13 protein-coding genes are annotated in these 16,860 nt (G+C 42.8%); 5 read left to right on the plus strand and 8 right to left on the minus strand.

Annotation, left to right across the window (positions count from 1 at the left end; genetic code table 11):
- Nucleotides 1–9: 9 nt before the first annotated feature.
- Nucleotides 10–453, minus strand: a complete 444-nt coding sequence (locus RM049_RS03975) for an SRPBCC family protein (protein WP_322689514.1) — start codon at nt 451–453, stop codon at nt 10–12.
- Between the two features lie 251 nt (nt 454–704).
- Between RM049_RS03975 and RM049_RS03980 the strand changes: the two genes are divergently transcribed.
- From RM049_RS03980 to RM049_RS04000, 5 genes are all read left to right on the plus strand, one after another.
- On the plus strand, nt 705–2,381 hold the full coding sequence (locus tag RM049_RS03980; RefSeq protein WP_322670027.1) for a mechanosensitive ion channel: 1,677 nt from the start codon (nt 705–707) through the stop codon (nt 2,379–2,381).
- 382 nt (nt 2,382–2,763) lie between these two features.
- On the plus strand, nt 2,764–2,934 hold the full coding sequence (locus RM049_RS03985) for a hypothetical protein (protein WP_322703243.1): 171 nt from the start codon (nt 2,764–2,766) through the stop codon (nt 2,932–2,934).
- A gap of 47 nt (nt 2,935–2,981) precedes the next feature.
- Nucleotides 2,982–3,569: a hypothetical protein gene (locus tag RM049_RS03990; protein WP_322670025.1), complete on the plus strand. Its 588-nt coding sequence runs from the start codon at nt 2,982–2,984 to the stop codon at nt 3,567–3,569.
- Between the two features lie 242 nt (nt 3,570–3,811).
- On the plus strand, nt 3,812–4,843 hold the full coding sequence (locus RM049_RS03995) for an HNH endonuclease (RefSeq protein WP_322703244.1): 1,032 nt from the start codon (nt 3,812–3,814) through the stop codon (nt 4,841–4,843).
- Nucleotides 4,844–5,338: 495 nt separating this feature from the next.
- The gene (locus tag RM049_RS04000; protein WP_322703245.1) at nt 5,339–5,608 is read left to right on the plus strand and encodes a hypothetical protein; all 270 of its coding nucleotides are present in this window, start codon (nt 5,339–5,341) and stop codon (nt 5,606–5,608) included.
- Here RM049_RS04000 and RM049_RS04005 read toward each other — a convergent pair whose 3' ends face one another.
- From RM049_RS04005 to RM049_RS04035, 7 genes are all read right to left on the minus strand, one after another.
- Nucleotides 5,609–6,160, minus strand: coding sequence for a hypothetical protein (locus RM049_RS04005; protein WP_322703246.1), 552 nt, complete (start codon nt 6,158–6,160; stop codon nt 5,609–5,611).
- Nucleotides 6,161–6,288: 128 nt separating this feature from the next.
- A complete protein-coding gene (locus tag RM049_RS04010) occupies nt 6,289–7,569 on the minus strand; it encodes an acetyltransferase (RefSeq protein ID WP_322703247.1) in 1,281 nt (426 codons plus the stop codon).
- Between the two features lie 200 nt (nt 7,570–7,769).
- Nucleotides 7,770–7,997 carry a hypothetical protein gene (locus RM049_RS04015; RefSeq protein ID WP_322703248.1) on the minus strand — a complete coding sequence of 76 codons (228 nt, stop codon included), beginning with the start codon at nt 7,995–7,997 and terminating at the stop codon, nt 7,770–7,772.
- Nucleotides 7,998–8,485: 488 nt separating this feature from the next.
- A complete protein-coding gene (locus RM049_RS04020) occupies nt 8,486–9,787 on the minus strand; it encodes a response regulator (RefSeq protein ID WP_322703249.1) in 1,302 nt (433 codons plus the stop codon).
- Entirely contained in the window at nt 9,784–12,639 is a 2,856-nt protein-coding gene (locus tag RM049_RS04025; RefSeq protein ID WP_322703250.1) for a CHASE2 domain-containing protein, read from the minus strand. The genes RM049_RS04020 and RM049_RS04025 overlap by 4 nt, the downstream gene beginning before the upstream one ends.
- A gap of 189 nt (nt 12,640–12,828) precedes the next feature.
- Complete coding sequence (locus RM049_RS04030; protein ID WP_322703251.1) at nt 12,829–13,815, minus strand: DUF928 domain-containing protein; 987 nt, start codon at nt 13,813–13,815, stop codon at nt 12,829–12,831.
- A 194-nt stretch (nt 13,816–14,009) separates the two neighbouring features.
- Nucleotides 14,010–16,574 (minus strand): CHAT domain-containing protein, encoded by a 2,565-nt coding sequence (locus RM049_RS04035; RefSeq protein WP_322703252.1) that lies wholly within the window; start codon nt 16,572–16,574, stop codon nt 14,010–14,012.
- Nucleotides 16,575–16,860 lie beyond the last annotated feature (286 nt).

Genomic DNA, 16,860 nt, shown 5'->3' on the forward strand with positions numbered 1-16,860 from the left:
GACTAATGACTAATTTTGTTCTTCTGCAACTCGTTTGAGGCGGCGGAGTTGGGCTTGCATATCTTCTTTTGTCCAAGATGCAGCAAAAGTGTTGAAGCCCCAACTAATTAAAGGGTTAGGGATATCGTACTCAAAGCGGTTGAGTAAAAGCGTTCCCTTTTCTGTTGGCTGACATTCCCAGCGATCGCGCCCTTGAAAAAACCCCTGAAATTCCCAGACTACCAAACCCGGTTGTCGTTCTACAACTACGCTATTCAAGGTGGGTTTCAGTAGAGGAATTTGAATAATAAAACGACTTTTACTGCCGACATCGGTACTCCAAGCTTCGCCTACAGGTTCGCAACGAAGAACGGGGTTGAGCCAACGGTGCATAAGAGCTAAATCGCTAATACAGCGCTCCACCACTGTAGCTGTAGCATTAATTTGAATCGATTGTTCCAAAACTTGGGACATTCCACATCTTGAGTGCTGTTGCTGCAATTAGAGTAACGCAAAATTCAGCAAAGTGGGAGATGAGGAGCAGAGGAGCAGAGGAGCAGGGGAGGAGAGGAGAAGTTGCAGTAAGTCTTTCTCCAATGCCCAATGCCCAATGCTCGTATATTAAATCAAATATGAGTAAATATGTATGTTTTTACTGGTAAATTGATAGGCAAAACACTGACTCAGTGTTTGCGGCGAATACTTAAGCATAATTCCCGAAAACCATGAACACAACTTGGCAAGAAATAACCCAGGTGATGTCTACGACGGGCTACGCCTATGGAGTTGGTTTATCCACAAAGGTGCAGCAATTTTTGGCACAATCATCGCCCAGCCTGCAACCAATACAACCAGCAGTGAATCAAGGAATCGCTGATGTGCAAGGTATTGTTCAACAGTTGATTCTATTTACGCCTCGTCTTTTAGGGGCAGTAGCAATCTTACTAGTAGGTTGGCTGATTGCAGCGATCGCAGCAGCAGTGACGCGAGGAATCCTCAAGCGCACAAACATAGATAACCGCATTGCTGCTGGGATAACGGGTCGTCAAGATGTTCCCCAAGTGGAGAAATTAATCTCCAGTTTAGTTTTTTGGAGCATTATCCTGTTAACGGCGGTTGCTGTTTTACAGACATTGGATCTGGAGATAGCCTCTCGACCCCTGAATAATTTTCTCAATCAACTTATTGGCTTTTTGCCAAAGTTGGTTGGTGCAGGAATCATTTTGGTAGCAGCCTGGTTTTTGGCGACGATTGTGAAGATTATCACTGTGCGCTCATTACAGGCATTTAACCTGGATGAGCGTTTGAATCCAGAACCAGAAGACAGAGCACCCAGCCTCAATCAGCTGTCTCTAAGTGAGACGATTGGCAACGCTCTGTATTGGTTTATATTTTTACTGTTTCTCGCTCCAATTTTGGATACTCTCGGACTACAGCAGGCTCTACAACCAGTACAAGCTCTAATTACAGAAGTTCTGCTAATTCTGCCGAACATTTTAGCGGCGATCTTGATTGCTGTAGTTGGCTGGTTCATCGCTAATGTAGTACGGCGGATTGTGACAAACTTGCTGGCGACAACTGGTCTTGACCATTTAGGTAGTCGCTTGGGATTATCTACAAGTGCAGGGGTACAACCTCTATCGAGTATTATCGGCACAATTGTCTATGTTTTGATTTTGATTCCTGTAGCGATCGCAGCGCTGAATGCCTTGCGAATTGATGCGATATCTGTCCCGGCGATCGCTATGCTGCAACAGATTCTCAACGCCTTACCTGCCATCTTTACAGCCGCAGCAATTTTGATTGTTGCTTATTTCATTGGGCGGTTTATCGCGGACTTAGTTACAAGTATCCTCACCAATTTAGGGTTTAATAACATTTTCACTATTTTGGGTCTGACTACACCCGGTCGACGAATCGTCATTTCCACAGAATCAGCAACCCCACCGATTCCAACCCGCACTCCATCAGAAGTTGTAGGCATTGTTGCTTTAGTGGGGATCATGCTGTTTGCTACAGTGGCGGCGGTGAATATCTTGAATATTCCAGCCCTGACAGCATTAGTGTCTGGGATTGTGATTATATTCGGGCGGATTTTGGCCGGATTGGTAATCTTTGCCATTGGCTTATTCCTGGCAAATTTGGCTTTTAACATCATTACCAGTTCAGGCGATCGCCAAGCCCAGATTTTGGGACAAGTGGCACGGATTGCAATTATTGCCTTAGTCTCGGCAATGGCACTGCAACAGATTGGGGTTGCCAGTGATATTGTGAATTTAGCCTTTGGACTTTTACTAGGTGCGATCGCAGTTGCTATTGCCCTAGCCTTTGGTCTTGGGGGACGCGATATTGCAAGAGAGCAAGTTCAAGAATGGTTAAACTCTTTCAAAGGTAGAAACTAAAAATTGATCGAGGCGCAATTTCATCTGTAAATCTGGAAAAGTGCAGCCGTAGGCATCAATAGTGCAGAAAATCTATCGGCAATTTTGCTTAAAAGGTTGAAAGTTATAGCTTAGAAACTCGGAGTTTGAGTAGAGAACTCGTAATCTCAAGTTCTAAAGCTCAAGTTCCGAGTTTGGAAGCTCAATTTAATCGTATTTTCCGAGTCACCTTTTTTAGCGGCGTAAGTGACAAATTCCTTAGTATTAAGGAAAGCTGGGGATAAAGGAAGGACGCGTAGGCGCAGCCTGTTGTAGACATCGCAAGAAGGCGGGGTGTAGTCCATCGCAGTAACAATCAATTTTCTCAAAATTACCGAAAGCCTTGCTGATGTGGGTTATTGAAATGATGAGTGCCGTTTTGTTGGGAAATATTGAGTCAAGATTTAATTTGGCAGCTTTTGTGTTACAAAAACCACTTTTAGGGGAAAACTTAAAACAAGACCTTGTGTTGAAGATATTGGCTGTAATTCGTCAGCCAAACGCTAAAAATTACAACAGCCTGTGCATGAGTTGAAAGAATAACTTGACATTTTAAATAAAAATTATTAAACAGTAACACTTATGGATTTACTTATCAACATTCTTAAACGTTTTTGGATAATTAATTGTTTCGGGATATTTGTTTTATCGGCTTGCACACCTGCATCATCCCAAGAAAAACTTTTAACATCCAAAGAAGGAAATTTTAGTATTTTAATGCCAGGGACTATTTTAGAAGAAGCTAGTTCTCCAACAAAAGGGATTAATAACCGAAATTGGGCAACTATTAAGAGTGAATCTATATATTCAGTGACCCATTCAACTCTTCCCAAAGAAATAGCCCCGCAGAGAATTCCAAAAGTTTTACAGCTTCTAGTTAAAACTGCTAATCAAACAAATTTTATTCAAGGTAAACAAATATCTCAGTCTTCCGTTAATCAAAGTGGATATAGCTGTCAAGACTTTACTTTAATGGGCAAACCCAGTACTTCCTTGCAAGAAGAAATTAAGAAAAAAGGATTGAATATAAATAATAAATTATTATATCAGAGAAGTCTGCTTTGTATGAAGAAAAATTATGCTGTTGAAGCTGTAATAATAACCCCATCATCTGAAGAACTAAAAACAAATGGTGCATCTTTTATTAAATCGCTAAACCTCAAACCATGAGGCTATTTTTTAGTAATTGGTATGACCATTACTGTTAGTATACTTGTAACTTTATGGCTGAGACTGCATGGCATCATCTGCTGTACATAATCGGACAGTGAAGTTTTTAAAAATAACATACACAAACAATATAAAATGATTACTATATCTTTAAAATTTTTGGAAGCAAATTCGTCATGAATGCTGAGGTGCTTCTTAGTTTGAGAAAGAGAAACTGGAGCAAACACTCCACGGCATAAAACATGGATTTTATTAACGAAGCACAAAAGTTGGCAGATACAGTTAGAGATAAAGCTCAAGAAGCAGCCAACAATGTAGTAAACGGGATGAATGAGGTAGTTGATGGAATCAAGAACGCTACTAGCGAGATGACTACTTCAAGTGTTCATGCAGTCAATGATTTACAAAGTTTGTCAACTATCGCAACACAATCAAGTTTTCAAACTGTTCAAAATGTTAGTCAAACATTTCAACAAACTGCTGTTGGAGTTGCCGCATCTAGCATGGTTATGGCTGATGCTTTGCAAAATTTACCAAAGACAGCTGCCGAATTAGCCCAAGAGATGCCCAAGATTGCAAATCGGCTGAGATATCGTGCTGGTGTTCGGGTAGGAGACTTACCTCGCTCTGATGCAGATGTCATGAAGCTTTTTGAGAAAATTCCTGGCACATCAAAGCTTGGAGGTAAAGAATATACAATTCGTCAATTTCTTAGAGATAAGCATGGTAGCCACATCAATCCACGTTCCCAAGGTGGCTCGAATGCTGCTGATAATATTCTTTGGGAAGTAGGTGTTGATAATCTTCGCCGAGGAGCCAAAGTAATGACCGTTGGCGAACAGTTTTATATTCGAGTTTATAATGCGGTAGATTCTATTGTCAGCAATTCTGGGACGATCGCGAAACTTGGGATTACTGCAACGGGAACAGCTATTCTTACTCAGGTTGTAGTCACGGCGATTTCCTACTCTTTGGATCTTTATCGAGATGACATTACTGTTGAAGAGTATAAAAATCTAATTTTTGAAGCAGCAAAGGCAGCAGGTATTGCGACACCAATTGTTTTTTTAGTCTTGGTGGCTGTGTTAGCTTTATTTCCAGAATTTACAGTTATTTTGTCAGCACCAGTTGTTGTTGCAGGCTTCAATGCTTTATTTGGTATTAGTATTGCTACACCCATTATTCAATCGCTAGTTCGTCATATCGAAGCTGGAGGTTTTGGCATAGAAACTGCTGATGCTTACAAAACTGCGTTTGATAGTTCTGCGCTTTGAAATAAGCTATCCAAATTGAAATTGCCTAATTAGGGTGGGTATCTCGCCTGCCCGTATCCAAATGCGGGCTTTTCATTCCATCTGACAAGATTGGATAATTTATTTGTTGTAACAATACCTTCGCCAAAAAAAGAGTATGAAGCCAGATGGCTGTCATTGTAAAGTTATTGTCTCTAGCATCTGATGATAACTATCTGTCAAAAAAATGGTAGTTCAAGACAAATACTCATTTAAAGCTCCTGCTGTTTTTGATTCCTTCTGATAGCCGCAGAAACTGACCCCGTTTTTAATTGGAGTATATGCTGAGTCAGCTCGGATTGAGTTAGCAAATGCAATATGGCTGGAGTACAACAAGGACAAAACAATTGTTCAAGGGGAAGCATAACTAATACTGTCTGAGATTTGTATATTGAGTTAGACATTCATGGTGCACTAACGACACCAGTATGTGTGACGAACTAATTCAGGGGACTCTTGTCAATCTTTCCGTTTTTCATGATGAGTTTAAAAGCTAAAATTCCACTATTCAACCGAATGGATAGCCAAAGTGTTGCAAATCTCATTGATCCATTGCGCTCCCAAATGGCACAAGCTATTCTCATCAGAGAAAATCTCCCTGCACGTATATCAATCCTTTATGAAGGACAAGCACCTTTATTAAGGTATCCTCGCGCTGGGATTACACCACAAACATTAGAAAAACTCACTCCTGATGCTATCTTTGATGCCACAAGCACTATTACAGGTGTTATTAGTACCATTTAATTAAGAGGTAGTAGTTGCACCAACTGCCATTACTTGAGACCATTCACTGACGCGGTTGTTATCTAAGACAGCTCGCACTCGATAACCAAGCTGAATTTTATGCATTAACAAGATTAAATCACGGTTGAGTAATCCTTGTGATTTTTGGTTTTCATTAGATGCAGCTTGTATCCGAAAGCAGCGATCGCTTTGTCGTTTCAACTTGGGAGACTTGCCTTCCATAAGCACCGTTTGTAGTTCGTATGCTTCAGCTTCAGGATATGCTTCCCAGCAAAGTTGCCAGTAAGTCGACCAGCGAACTAACTGGGCTGGTAATTCCTCGACTTCATCCGACAATGTAGACACAAGTCCGATGACTGAAGGTTGTACCACTTGAGGCTGACTGGAGGTGATATCAGCAGTTACAGGGTTTATAAATCCTGGTTGCCCAACCTTCTGTGCAGCTATAGATGAACCATCATCAACAATTAGTATCAACCCGAATATCAAAGTTAACAGCAGCATTAATCGTAGGCATTGTAATTGCACTAACGACAAGATTTTCAGATTCATAAATTATGCAAAAGTTAATTGCTTAGGCACAAGCTAAGAAAGAAGATACCAGCCGTCATAAAAGAGATCCACGCTACACAACGAGCAGATAAAAATACGGCTGGTATAGGAGTGAAAGCGGTCTCCTTTTACCACTCCACAGGTAGAATCATACTGCCATTGTCGGCATAGATTGTTCGAGAACGCACCTCTGTTTTGGGAGCTAATGTAGAATTGAAGACTGCGCTTTTTTGCCCAATTGCTGAGTTTTTGCCAATGCTGGCGCGCAATATAACAGAGTTCGGCCCTAGCCCTACGGCATCACCTATGCTAGTTTCAGGGCCATTAGCAACACCATTGACAACCTGCCTACCGCCATGAACTAGAGCGCGAGGCCCATAACCAACTCCATTACCAAGAGTCAGGCTAGTTGTTGTTAAAGCGTGAAACACAACATCGTTTGCCATACCAGCAATTTTGCCGACATTAAAAGGTTGACCTTCATCAGCACGCAGCGAAATTCTATTACCTATTTTTTTAGTAAGGCTTGCTAAAGAATCTTTCAGAACGAGATTGCCGATGATGCGGTTACGAAAGTTTGGATCGCGAGTAACAATCCCACCTATCTGCGGCAGACCTCCAGGGTTAAAAGCTGTGACTGGAGCGAGATTTATGCCTCGTACATTTGTCAAATCTGCTCTAGCTAATTCTGTGTAACCTTTGGCAAGTGCATCATTGACTTCAATAATGCCTTCCATTAATGCAACGTCGGCTTGGGTCAGGTTTGCCACTTTCCCCAAACTGCCGCTAGTAGCTTCAAAGTTATTTGTGACGTTTTTACCTGGCAGCACTACTTTCCCGGCAGGCAAGGTAACACCGGGGCCAACCCGTGAGAGAAAGTTGATTACCGTGTTTCTTTCTACAGTTGCACCGTCTATTTCACAGTTGAAAGCGAGAAATGTCTCTGGAATATTGTTGTTGAACTGAGCATTGGTAATCGGGTCGGTAAAAGGCCCAGTAGAACCTTGAGTACCGATTTTGGCTGCACCTTTGACAATGGCCATGTGTGCCAAAATAACTCGTCGCCCAATCTCTACTCCCGTTCCCGAAGCTGTAATTTTCACTTGGTCTTGGACATTAGAATCTTCTGCAATGCTAATGGGAGCAGTAGTAGCGTCTAACTTGGCAAATGGTGCAACATAGACTTTTTTGCCCAAGCTTATATTTGTTGGATTTCTGATTGTTGCAGTTGGGTCAATGAAACTAGCTGACTCTGAAGGTGCTGTGCTTGGACATATAGGTAGGTTATGCGCCGTTGGATTACAACCCCCTCCAGTAGCAATGGCGGGTTGTTTATGTATCTGTGTACCTATGACAAACGCTAGGATAATTGCAACTAAGGCGCTAAAAATTGGGCGAGGTTTGAACATGGAAAGAATACTCCTCACGGTTTTTGGAATATTTAGCTATAGGAAAATCTGCACTCTTCAAGTAAGAGATATAGTCAGGCACTCGCCTACAGCGTGCGAAACGCGATCGCAACCGCAGGAATTACTCAAAAATTACATTGCACCTGTCTTTATTTAGGCTCTTTTAGGCTCTTTCTCTGTTTGAGTATGAGAAATGCGGGTTAACCACCCCAATAACCTGCCAATTTGAAGACTACTTGCAAGATAGATGATAATAAGGAGTTCAAAAGTGGAACTGTAACTATCGTTGTTGCCCCAGCAGCCGCCTCATTGTAGACACTTTGCCAAGCTTCTAGCCCGCTAGTAGATTGTCTATGAACTTGTGTACTAACAGCTAACGTTAAGCCAAGCGCAGCTAAACCAACTAGTATTGTGCGACGTTTCAACATTATTTCTTGATACCTAATAGTTCACCAAGTTTATTGGGTAAGGTAAAGCCAAAAGGTACAAGACCTACTTAAACTTTTCGGTTTACCTAACCTAATAACTTTCAAATTTGATTTAATCAAGTACAAATTGCTACATCCAGCAATTAACAGTTTATTGTAATTTTATTTGCTACTTAAAACTAGAGTTTTAGATATTGAAAAAATTTATGGAAATAATAAAAATAGTATTAAATTTATAATTGAAAACTGTATTAAAAAAACTTAATTTAATTAAAAAATTCATCTATCTTAAGGAATAAAATTAGATTAATTGCTGTTATGGATTATTTGAGAATACGCTTGGGTTAAGGGCTACTGCAAAAATTTTGGTTTTTTTAGACACGATAAATAGCCGTCTTTACAAGTGTTTTGGGCTTATCTGAGCTTATATGAACTGTATTGGGTTATATTGAGTTGCGGGATTTCTGATAAAAATAATGTATATTCAATTACATTGGCAGAGTAATAATAAATTTTGTCCCCTCACCAGGTGTTGATAAGCATTTGATTTGTCCGTTGTGTTTGTCAACAATAATTTGGTAGCTGATCGCTAATCCTAGCCCGGTTCCCTTGCCCACAGCCTTGGTTGTGAAAGATTGCTCAAAAATTCGAGATTGTACCTCAGCAAGCATACCGGGCCCGTTATCTTGGATGCAAATTGTGACGGTTTGTTGTTGAGGATCGAGCGATGTGGTGATAGTGATTATGCTTGGGCAAGCAGGAATATTTCGATCGCAATTGTTTTGATGGAGTTCATCAAATGCATCAATGGCATTAGCGATGATATTCATAAATACCTGGTTGAGTTGTCCGGGATAGCAACTGATTGGAGGTAACTCACCGTATTGTGTGACAACCTGGATTTTAGGGCGATCGCCATTGCCTTTGAGTCGATGTTTCAACAGCATTAAGGTGCTATCGATTCCTTCGTGAATCTGAAACTCCACCTGAGATGAAATATCTGCGCGAGTAAAAGTTCTTAAAGAAAGACTGATATCTTTCAGACGGGTAATTCCTTGGTGCATTGATGCCAGTAGTTTTGGCAGATCCTCTGTCAGATACTCCAAGTCGATTTCTTCAACAAGCTCTTGAATTTCCGAGTCTGGCTGCGTTAGCTTCTGCTGTTGCAGGCTTACTAAGCGAAGTAAATTATTTACATATTCCTCAATATAAGATAAATTTCCGCCAACAAAACCAACCGGATTATTAATCTCATGACCAATACCTGCAACCAACTGCCCTAATGTGGACATTTTCTCACTCTGGATCATTTGTAGTTGGGTTTGCCGTAATTGCTGTAGAGATTGAGTTAATTCTCTGGTGCGTTCTTGCACGCGTTCTTCTAGTGTGCGGGTGAGATGAGAAATCTTGAGGTGTAACTTTAAACGGGCAATAACTTCTTCGTGTTGGAAGGGTTTGGTAATGTAGTCAACTGCACCTATTTCCAGTCCGGCCACCTTGTCTGTAGAATCAGATAGGGCAGTCATGAAAATTACTGGAATATTCTGGGTGATCGGATTGGTTTTCAGTCTGCGACAAGTTTCAAATCCATCAATACCTGCCATCATCACATCCAAAAGAATCAGATCGGGATGAGCATATTCTGTTTGTTCGATCGCTGACTCTCCATCTGTTGCCATGAGAGCTTTCCAGCCACACTTCTGAATCGCTTCAGATAGCACCTTGAGATTGTTTGGATTGTCATCCACTAACAAAATATGTATGGGTTTCGAGATCGGAACAGCGATCATGGATGTAACTCCGTTGTGACAAATGATTTGAGTAACTTACGGATTTTTCCGGTTTGGAAATTGGCAGTGAGTTTGCTTAACTCTGCTGCGAAGGGAGTTAGTTGACTGTTTTCCTCAATTAGTTCTCTTAACATTCCCTCAATTGCCGAGATATCTCCCATCATTGCCAGATGATAGAGTTGTTGCAAAACATCTTGGGATGGTAGAACCCATTCACTACTAGTTATCTGCTCATCTTTGGAAGGCGAAGATTCGGCATATATCCATTCCACTCCCAAGAGCGATCGCAGTCTATTGAGTAGTTCGTCAATCTGGAGAGGTTTGGGTAGGAATGCTGTTGCCCCTGCCTCTAAACTCCGCTGACGATTTGACTCAAAAACGCTGGCACTAGAGACGATAATCGGAATAGAACAGGTTTGTGGATTCGCTTGCAGGTGAACCATTAGCTCAAAACCATCCATATTAGGCATCGCTAAATCGAGTAGAATCACATCTGGATTGTGTTCAATTGCTACTTGTAGCCCATGTTTGCCATCGGTTGCTTCCAAGGTTCGACAGCCAATTTCTTGCAGCAAATTGGTCAACATAGAACAGTGGTTGCGATCGTCATCGACAATCAGAATTTGAGGCGCACTACCCTGAATCCCGGTAATTTTCTGGGGAGTTGGCGTGTAATCCGTTGTAGACATCGCTCCTCCACGCCAGTCATGAGCGAGTGGTACCGATACTGTCAAATCCAGCCAAAACAGACTTCCTTCACCCAGGTGACTCTGCACCTGAATTTGGCTTTCCATCAATGCCGCAATTCTTTGGCTAATCGCCAATCCCAAGCCAGTACCTTCAGATCGTTGCCCTGCTTCACCCACTTGCTCAAAGGGCAAAAAGATTTTCTCCAGTTGGTCTGGTGACATCCCAATGCCTGTATCTTCAATCTGAAAACGAATTTTCTGATGTGTCATTTGTTTAGACTCGTGACCAATGACCAATACTTCTCTATGAGAGGCTGCGCCAACGGCTTCGCTCAGTACAAGTGACGAATCACTAATGGCTTCCACTGTGAAGGTTACGCTACCGCTATCTGTAAATTTGATCGCGTTGCCCAGTAAGTTAATTAACACTTGTCGCAGTCGTTTTTCATCAGTTTCAATAGCAAGTGGTAGGCGATCGCTAATTAAGATATTAAATTTAATCCCTTTCTGTTCAGCCCGGATACCACAAATCTCAGTCACACCATGTAAGAAACTGGGCAGATGCACGCTAGTAAGAACCAAATCCAATTTCCTTGCTTCTATCTTCGAGAGATCGAGAATGTCATTAATCAGCATCAAAAGATGCGAACCGCATTGGTAGATAATGCTGACTCCTTCTAGGTTTTTAGCTGTCATATTTGGCGATCCTTCTAGTACCTGGGCAAAACCAAGGATGCCATTGAGAGGTGTACGTAGTTCGTGGCTCATGTTGGCGAGAAACTCACTCTTGGCCTGATTGGCAGCATCGGCAGCTTGCTTTGCCTCCACTAATTCATGAGTGCGTTCTTCGACTTTTGTCTCTAGGGTTTTGGAATAATCCAATAGTTGACTGTTGGCAATTTCTAGTTGGCGATTTGTTTCTTCTAACTTGCGCTGTTTATAGGCATTAGTTGTTGCAATCACACTACCGATAAACGCAGTTAAGGTGGGTGTTACCGGAATTAAAACACCATACAAAAACATCCCATAGCCACCCCATATATAGGCTCCACTAATACCTACAGTTGCCCAAAGAATTTTGCCGCCAGGAATCCGCAGCTTGCTACTGGATAACAACCAACTGCCTGTAGAACCAATGACAGACGACAAAACAATCCAGAGTGATAAATAAATGCCAGAAACACCGTGCAGACTGGCATTTCCTGTTTTTGCTCCTCGTACTAGTTGATGAGCAATATTGGCATGAACAACCACACCTGGAGTCGGTTTTTGGGCAGATACCCAAGAAGAGAAGGGTGTGCTGAAGAAATCATTGGTACTGGAAGCAATCGATCCAATAAATACCATGCGATCGCGCATCAAATCTACCGGAATTTTCCCTGCTAACACATCGCGCATCGCAACTGTCCGAAATGCGGCTTCTGTTCCATGCCAATTCAACAGAATTTGATAGCCTCCTAAATCGGCATCGGTATAACCTGCTTCTTGATTTTGCAGTGGTAAATAAATTTCTTTGCCCAACTGAAACTTTTGTTTTTGGGGGTCAATGCTTTCTAAGCTAATTTTTTCAGCTTCGAGGTACTTTAAGGCTACAAGGGTTGCTAGTCCGGCTTTAATGGTGTTTTTCTCTTTGGCGTCTTCAGATGTCAAGAGGGCGCGACGTACAAAGCGATCGCCATCCAAGACTAAATCTGCTAATCCTACCCGATCCTGTTTTTTCAATTCCGGCGGGGGATTGACGCGTTCGCCAGTAATTTTCTCAACTCCGATTAAATTGGGAGTGTTGCGAAAGACTCGAACAAGTTGCTCGTGTCCGCTTCCTTCCGGTAAATCTCGATAAAGATCCAAACCAATGGCGCGGGGCTGCTGCGCTCGGATTTTTTCTAGTAATCGTGCCAGCGCCCAGTCGGGAACTGGCCATTTACGCACTGACTGGATATCGCGCTCATCAATTGTAACAATCACAATCTCATCTGCGTAGGCGTAGCCCGCCATAGGCATCGCCTGTGAAGATCGCTGGCGAACCCATTCGTCGCGAATTTTCCATTCCGGTAAATTGAAAAGTCCCAAAGATTGCCCAACCATAACAGTTAAGGCAACGCTAGGAGTAATAATCAAAACGCTGCGAGTGCGTTGGATCAAAGCCTGGAATCTGCGCCACATATTTGTGTCATGCAATGGGGATTGGGAAAGGTAGGGTTCCCTCTGGGGATAAGAAGTAATGGTGACTGTGTGGAAGTAAAAAGAGGGAAACAAAGGGGATAAGGGGGAATTATTGAACAAGTTTCTTCTTTGTCTCCCCCTCTCCTTTGTCTAGCTTGTCTCTTCCCATACCCAATGCCCAAATTGGTATTAGTTAGTAGATGCTAATAAGTTCGCTGTTACAATCTCCTTCAAACTCACTGAGGATAGAAGTTCTTCCCATTGTTTGCGGAGAGTTGCATTGTTAGGTTGAGTGGTGTATACCGATGCAAGTGTTGCCACACAGTCATACCAAACACCGTTTTTACCCAAAATAGTAGCCCGCTTCAGAGCATCTTGCTCTTGGATTGCTGTTGCCAACTCAGCACTGGGCTGGATACGCTGAACCCAACCATCGACGTAAGGCGTACTTGGACTGAGTTGCCCATCTACTTTCAGTGCTAAGAACCATTGATAGTTTTTACCAACGGCTAAAGCGGGTGCATTAGCTGGTAATTCGATCGCGATTACTCCGGTTTTTCCTGCAACTGAAATGTTCATCTGATGTTGCATATTGCCAGCTTCATCTTTGAGGCTGAACACTGCTTCTTCGGCATTGGAAGCTGGAAGATACACCAAGATTGTGGGACGTTCAGATACTGTTGTGCCATAGAAATTTTGGGGCAAGAGGGCGATTAGCGCTGCTGGTTGCGTTGTATTTGTAGTCGATGGATTCAAGTAGTAACTACCAACGCGAGAAGCTCCTGCACTTGCTTGTTGGGGAGCGCCTTTGCCAGGGGCAGGTGTAAAGAGCTTGCCGCGAGAAGCTCCTCCAGTTGCCTGTCTGGGCGTACCTTTGCCAGGGGCAGGGGTAAAGAGGTTGCCGCGAGAAGCTCCTCCAGTTGCTTGTCTGGGCGCATCTTTGCCGACAGCAGGGGTTAAGAGGTTGCCGCGAGAAGCTCCTCCAGTTGCTTGTCTGGGCGCACCTTTGCCGACAGCAGGGGTAAAGAGGTTGCCGCGAGAAGCTCCTCCAGTTGATTGTCTAGGAGAGCTACTGTTGGGGGGTGGGGTAAATGTAACAGCATGGGCAGTAGTCCATGTACTGCTAGCGATCAGAGCGATGACGCTCAATGTACTAGCTAAATATCGACGTTTCACGATCTTTTTACCTATGTCGTTGAAATATGATACAAACAAAATACGTTTCTTTCGACTATGTTCAGAAGCTCAGATATTCAGTCTATTTAAGAGTAAAATCAAGGAACTTCTACTAACAGTATAGGCGAAATTGAGAATAAATACTGTAAAAAATGGTCTAATTTAATTACAATAAACTCCGTTGTATTACTTAGTTAAATCCAGTTGCCGATCAAAACAAAGCCAGACCAAAAGAACGGTTCGTGGAAATCAGTTTGGCGAATTAAGCTAATTTGTGCTTGTCTTAGTGCTTCAGCTTTAGTGATTTTGGGTTGTCGGAGTTGGTCATAGAAGCGAGTCATGAGCATCGCGGCTGCCCGATCTTTGACGGGCCATAGGGTGGCGATCGTTGAGCGAGCGCCGGATTTGACAGCCAACCCCGCCAGTCCCAGGACGGCGCGATCGTCGCCTGCGGCAGTATCGCAAGCACTTAGTACCAGCAACTCGATGGCTTTCGATGGATCGCTACCGCGATTTTTCAGGAGTTCAGATAATTCTTTAACATTGACTTGTCCATCCCAAGTGAGCAGGAAGGTGTCTTCGAGGCGGGAACTAAACTGTCCGTGGGTTGCTAGGTGGACAATACCTGCACTACTAGATTTCACACGTTCAGCAAGGGCTTGACTGGTAAATTCCTGATTCAGTAATATCCTAGAAGAAGATACCGCCTTGGAGATTTGTTTCACTTCTGATTCCACAGCAGGTAAAGCACTAAAGCCAGCGCGAGATTGGCTAATGCCACCGACGATCGCACTGATGTGGTTTTGATGAAGCGATCGCGTCGCCATTAGTTGCAATCCTGGTGAGAGTGCCACAGCATACTTCTCGATCAGATATTGCTTACCGTCAAAAAGAGCTGCTATGGGAATGTTCCGCAATCGACCATCCAAAACAAACACCAATGTCTTGGTATCAATAAATGCTTGCTCTGCTGACTCTGGACGAATTAACCAACCATAAATTTGTTGAGATAATCGATCTCGGTCTTTAGAATCTGAGACAGGGTTAAGAGCAACCAAAAAATTGTCTAGAGTCTGCTCAATTTCAGCTTGAGATTTGTGAGTGACATAGGAACGCAGTGGTTGCCCTGCTTTGGAGAGAATTACTGTTAAACGATCTGGCAGGATAATCGGATAAATGACCGTTGCAGTTGGATCGACCCGATCGATCTGTTGAGTTCTATCTAAACAAGCTTCCCGAAAAAAGTTATCGAGTTCGGCAATTTGGAGTGCTTCAATCAATTCACGAGCTTGTATAAGTTCTGCTTGACTCGGTTGATTCTCTAGAAGTAAATCAACCAGTTCTCGGTAGACTGGCTCCACACTGGTGCGAAAAGAGAACTGGACATCAGGGTTGATAGCCACCAAATCTCCCCGCAGTGCCTTTAAGGCGTTGACTGCTTCTGTATAGGCAGTAATCGCTTTTGAGCGATCGCCTTGTTGTTTATACAACTGTCCCACCTGCCAAGCAGATTGAGCAATGATATCGTTAGCTTGGAGTTGGCGGGCAATGTTAAGGGATTTCTGAGTTAACTCCTGTGCTTGGGATAACTGCTGTGTACGCTGATAGAGTTTTCCCCACTGATTTAGTGCATGAGCTTCGGCTTGAGTATCCTGGATTTGCTGTGCAGATTTGACTGTGATTGCCATTAGTTGCGCCAAATCTTTCAGAGGTAGAATTTGCTCAGAATTTGACTGGTGGTTGAGAGTGGCAACAAAATTGATCGCTGCGTAGAGTGAGGTGTGACTGGGGGACAGTTCCCGGAGTTGTTGGAGTAGTTGAGGTGCGAGTGGGTTAACAAACTCCAGTTTGTCGTAATTGAGGAAAAGTTTGAACTGAGCTAAACGCGCTTGTAATCGATCGCTTGGGTTAGTTGTTAAGAGTTGAGCCTGTTCAAAGTAATCTAATGCGGCTTCTGGATCTTGCAAGTCAACGGCAGTTTGGCCCAGGGCGATCAGAATAGAACTTAACTGAGGTTGGGCTGAAATTTGGCGAGCGATCGCTAAACTTTGTTCTAAAACCTGTTGACTTTTACTATCGCCAATTATTTGCAGAGCCAAACCAAGCGATCGCAGTCCACTGACTTTGACTTCATTATCCGGCATCCTTTGGAGTTTTTGAGTCAGTGCTTCTAACTGTTGTTTAGAACGACGATAAAATCCTAAAGTTTGTAAAGCTTGTGCCTGGTTGATTTGACTACCTAAGCTTCCCATTGTGTCGCCTGCTTGCTCATAATATTTTTGAGCTTGTTGCCAACTGTCGAGGGCAGTTTCGGCTTTGCCAGTGTGCAATTGCAAATTTGCTTGCGTATTAAGTGCTTGTGCCCAAAGAATTGCATCAGCAGGGGGTTTACCTGTTTGCAACAGTTTCAGACTTTGCTCAATAGACTGTTGGGCTGCTTGCCATTGATTAAGTTCCTGTTGTGCTAGTGAGAGGTAACTTAAACTTAGAGCTTCGTTCAAGCGATCGCCTTGGGTATGATACTGTTGTGCTGCTGTTTGCCAAATCGTCACTGCTTCAGCAAAGCGTCCTGAATGGTAAAGTTTTCGTCCCTGTTCTAGCCAATTGCTAGGCTGGGAAGTTGATACTGACACATTTAGGGTAGAAGTTGTTGGTATTTGCAAAGATGCTCTAGCAGGTGTGATGGTTACTGCCAAACACAAGCTCAAAATACTGAGACTAATATATAGCCAACGACGTTGTTTAATTGGGAAAATCATCAGTAGTTCTCAGTATACATATTTAGGAGTTTCCATATTCTGTTACTTTAATCTTGATAGGATTGCTTAGAGAATTCCTGAGCAATTTAACTTTTTGGAACAGATGCACAAGTTAACTGCGGCTGTTTATTTGCAGTAGATTGGGTGGCAATTTTAATATTCCCTAAATGGTATTGCTGCTAACAGCAGGGACAAAGAAACTCTTTGAGCGCTCTTGCGTAGATGGGAGTGCGTCTAAATCCAGTTCAGTTAAGAAAAATTGTCGGTTGGGTTGAAGTAAAGCGCA

The organism is Nostoc sp. DedQUE04 (genome assembly GCF_034530995.1).
In the GTDB taxonomy this organism is placed as follows: domain Bacteria; phylum Cyanobacteriota; class Cyanobacteriia; order Cyanobacteriales; family Nostocaceae; genus Nostoc.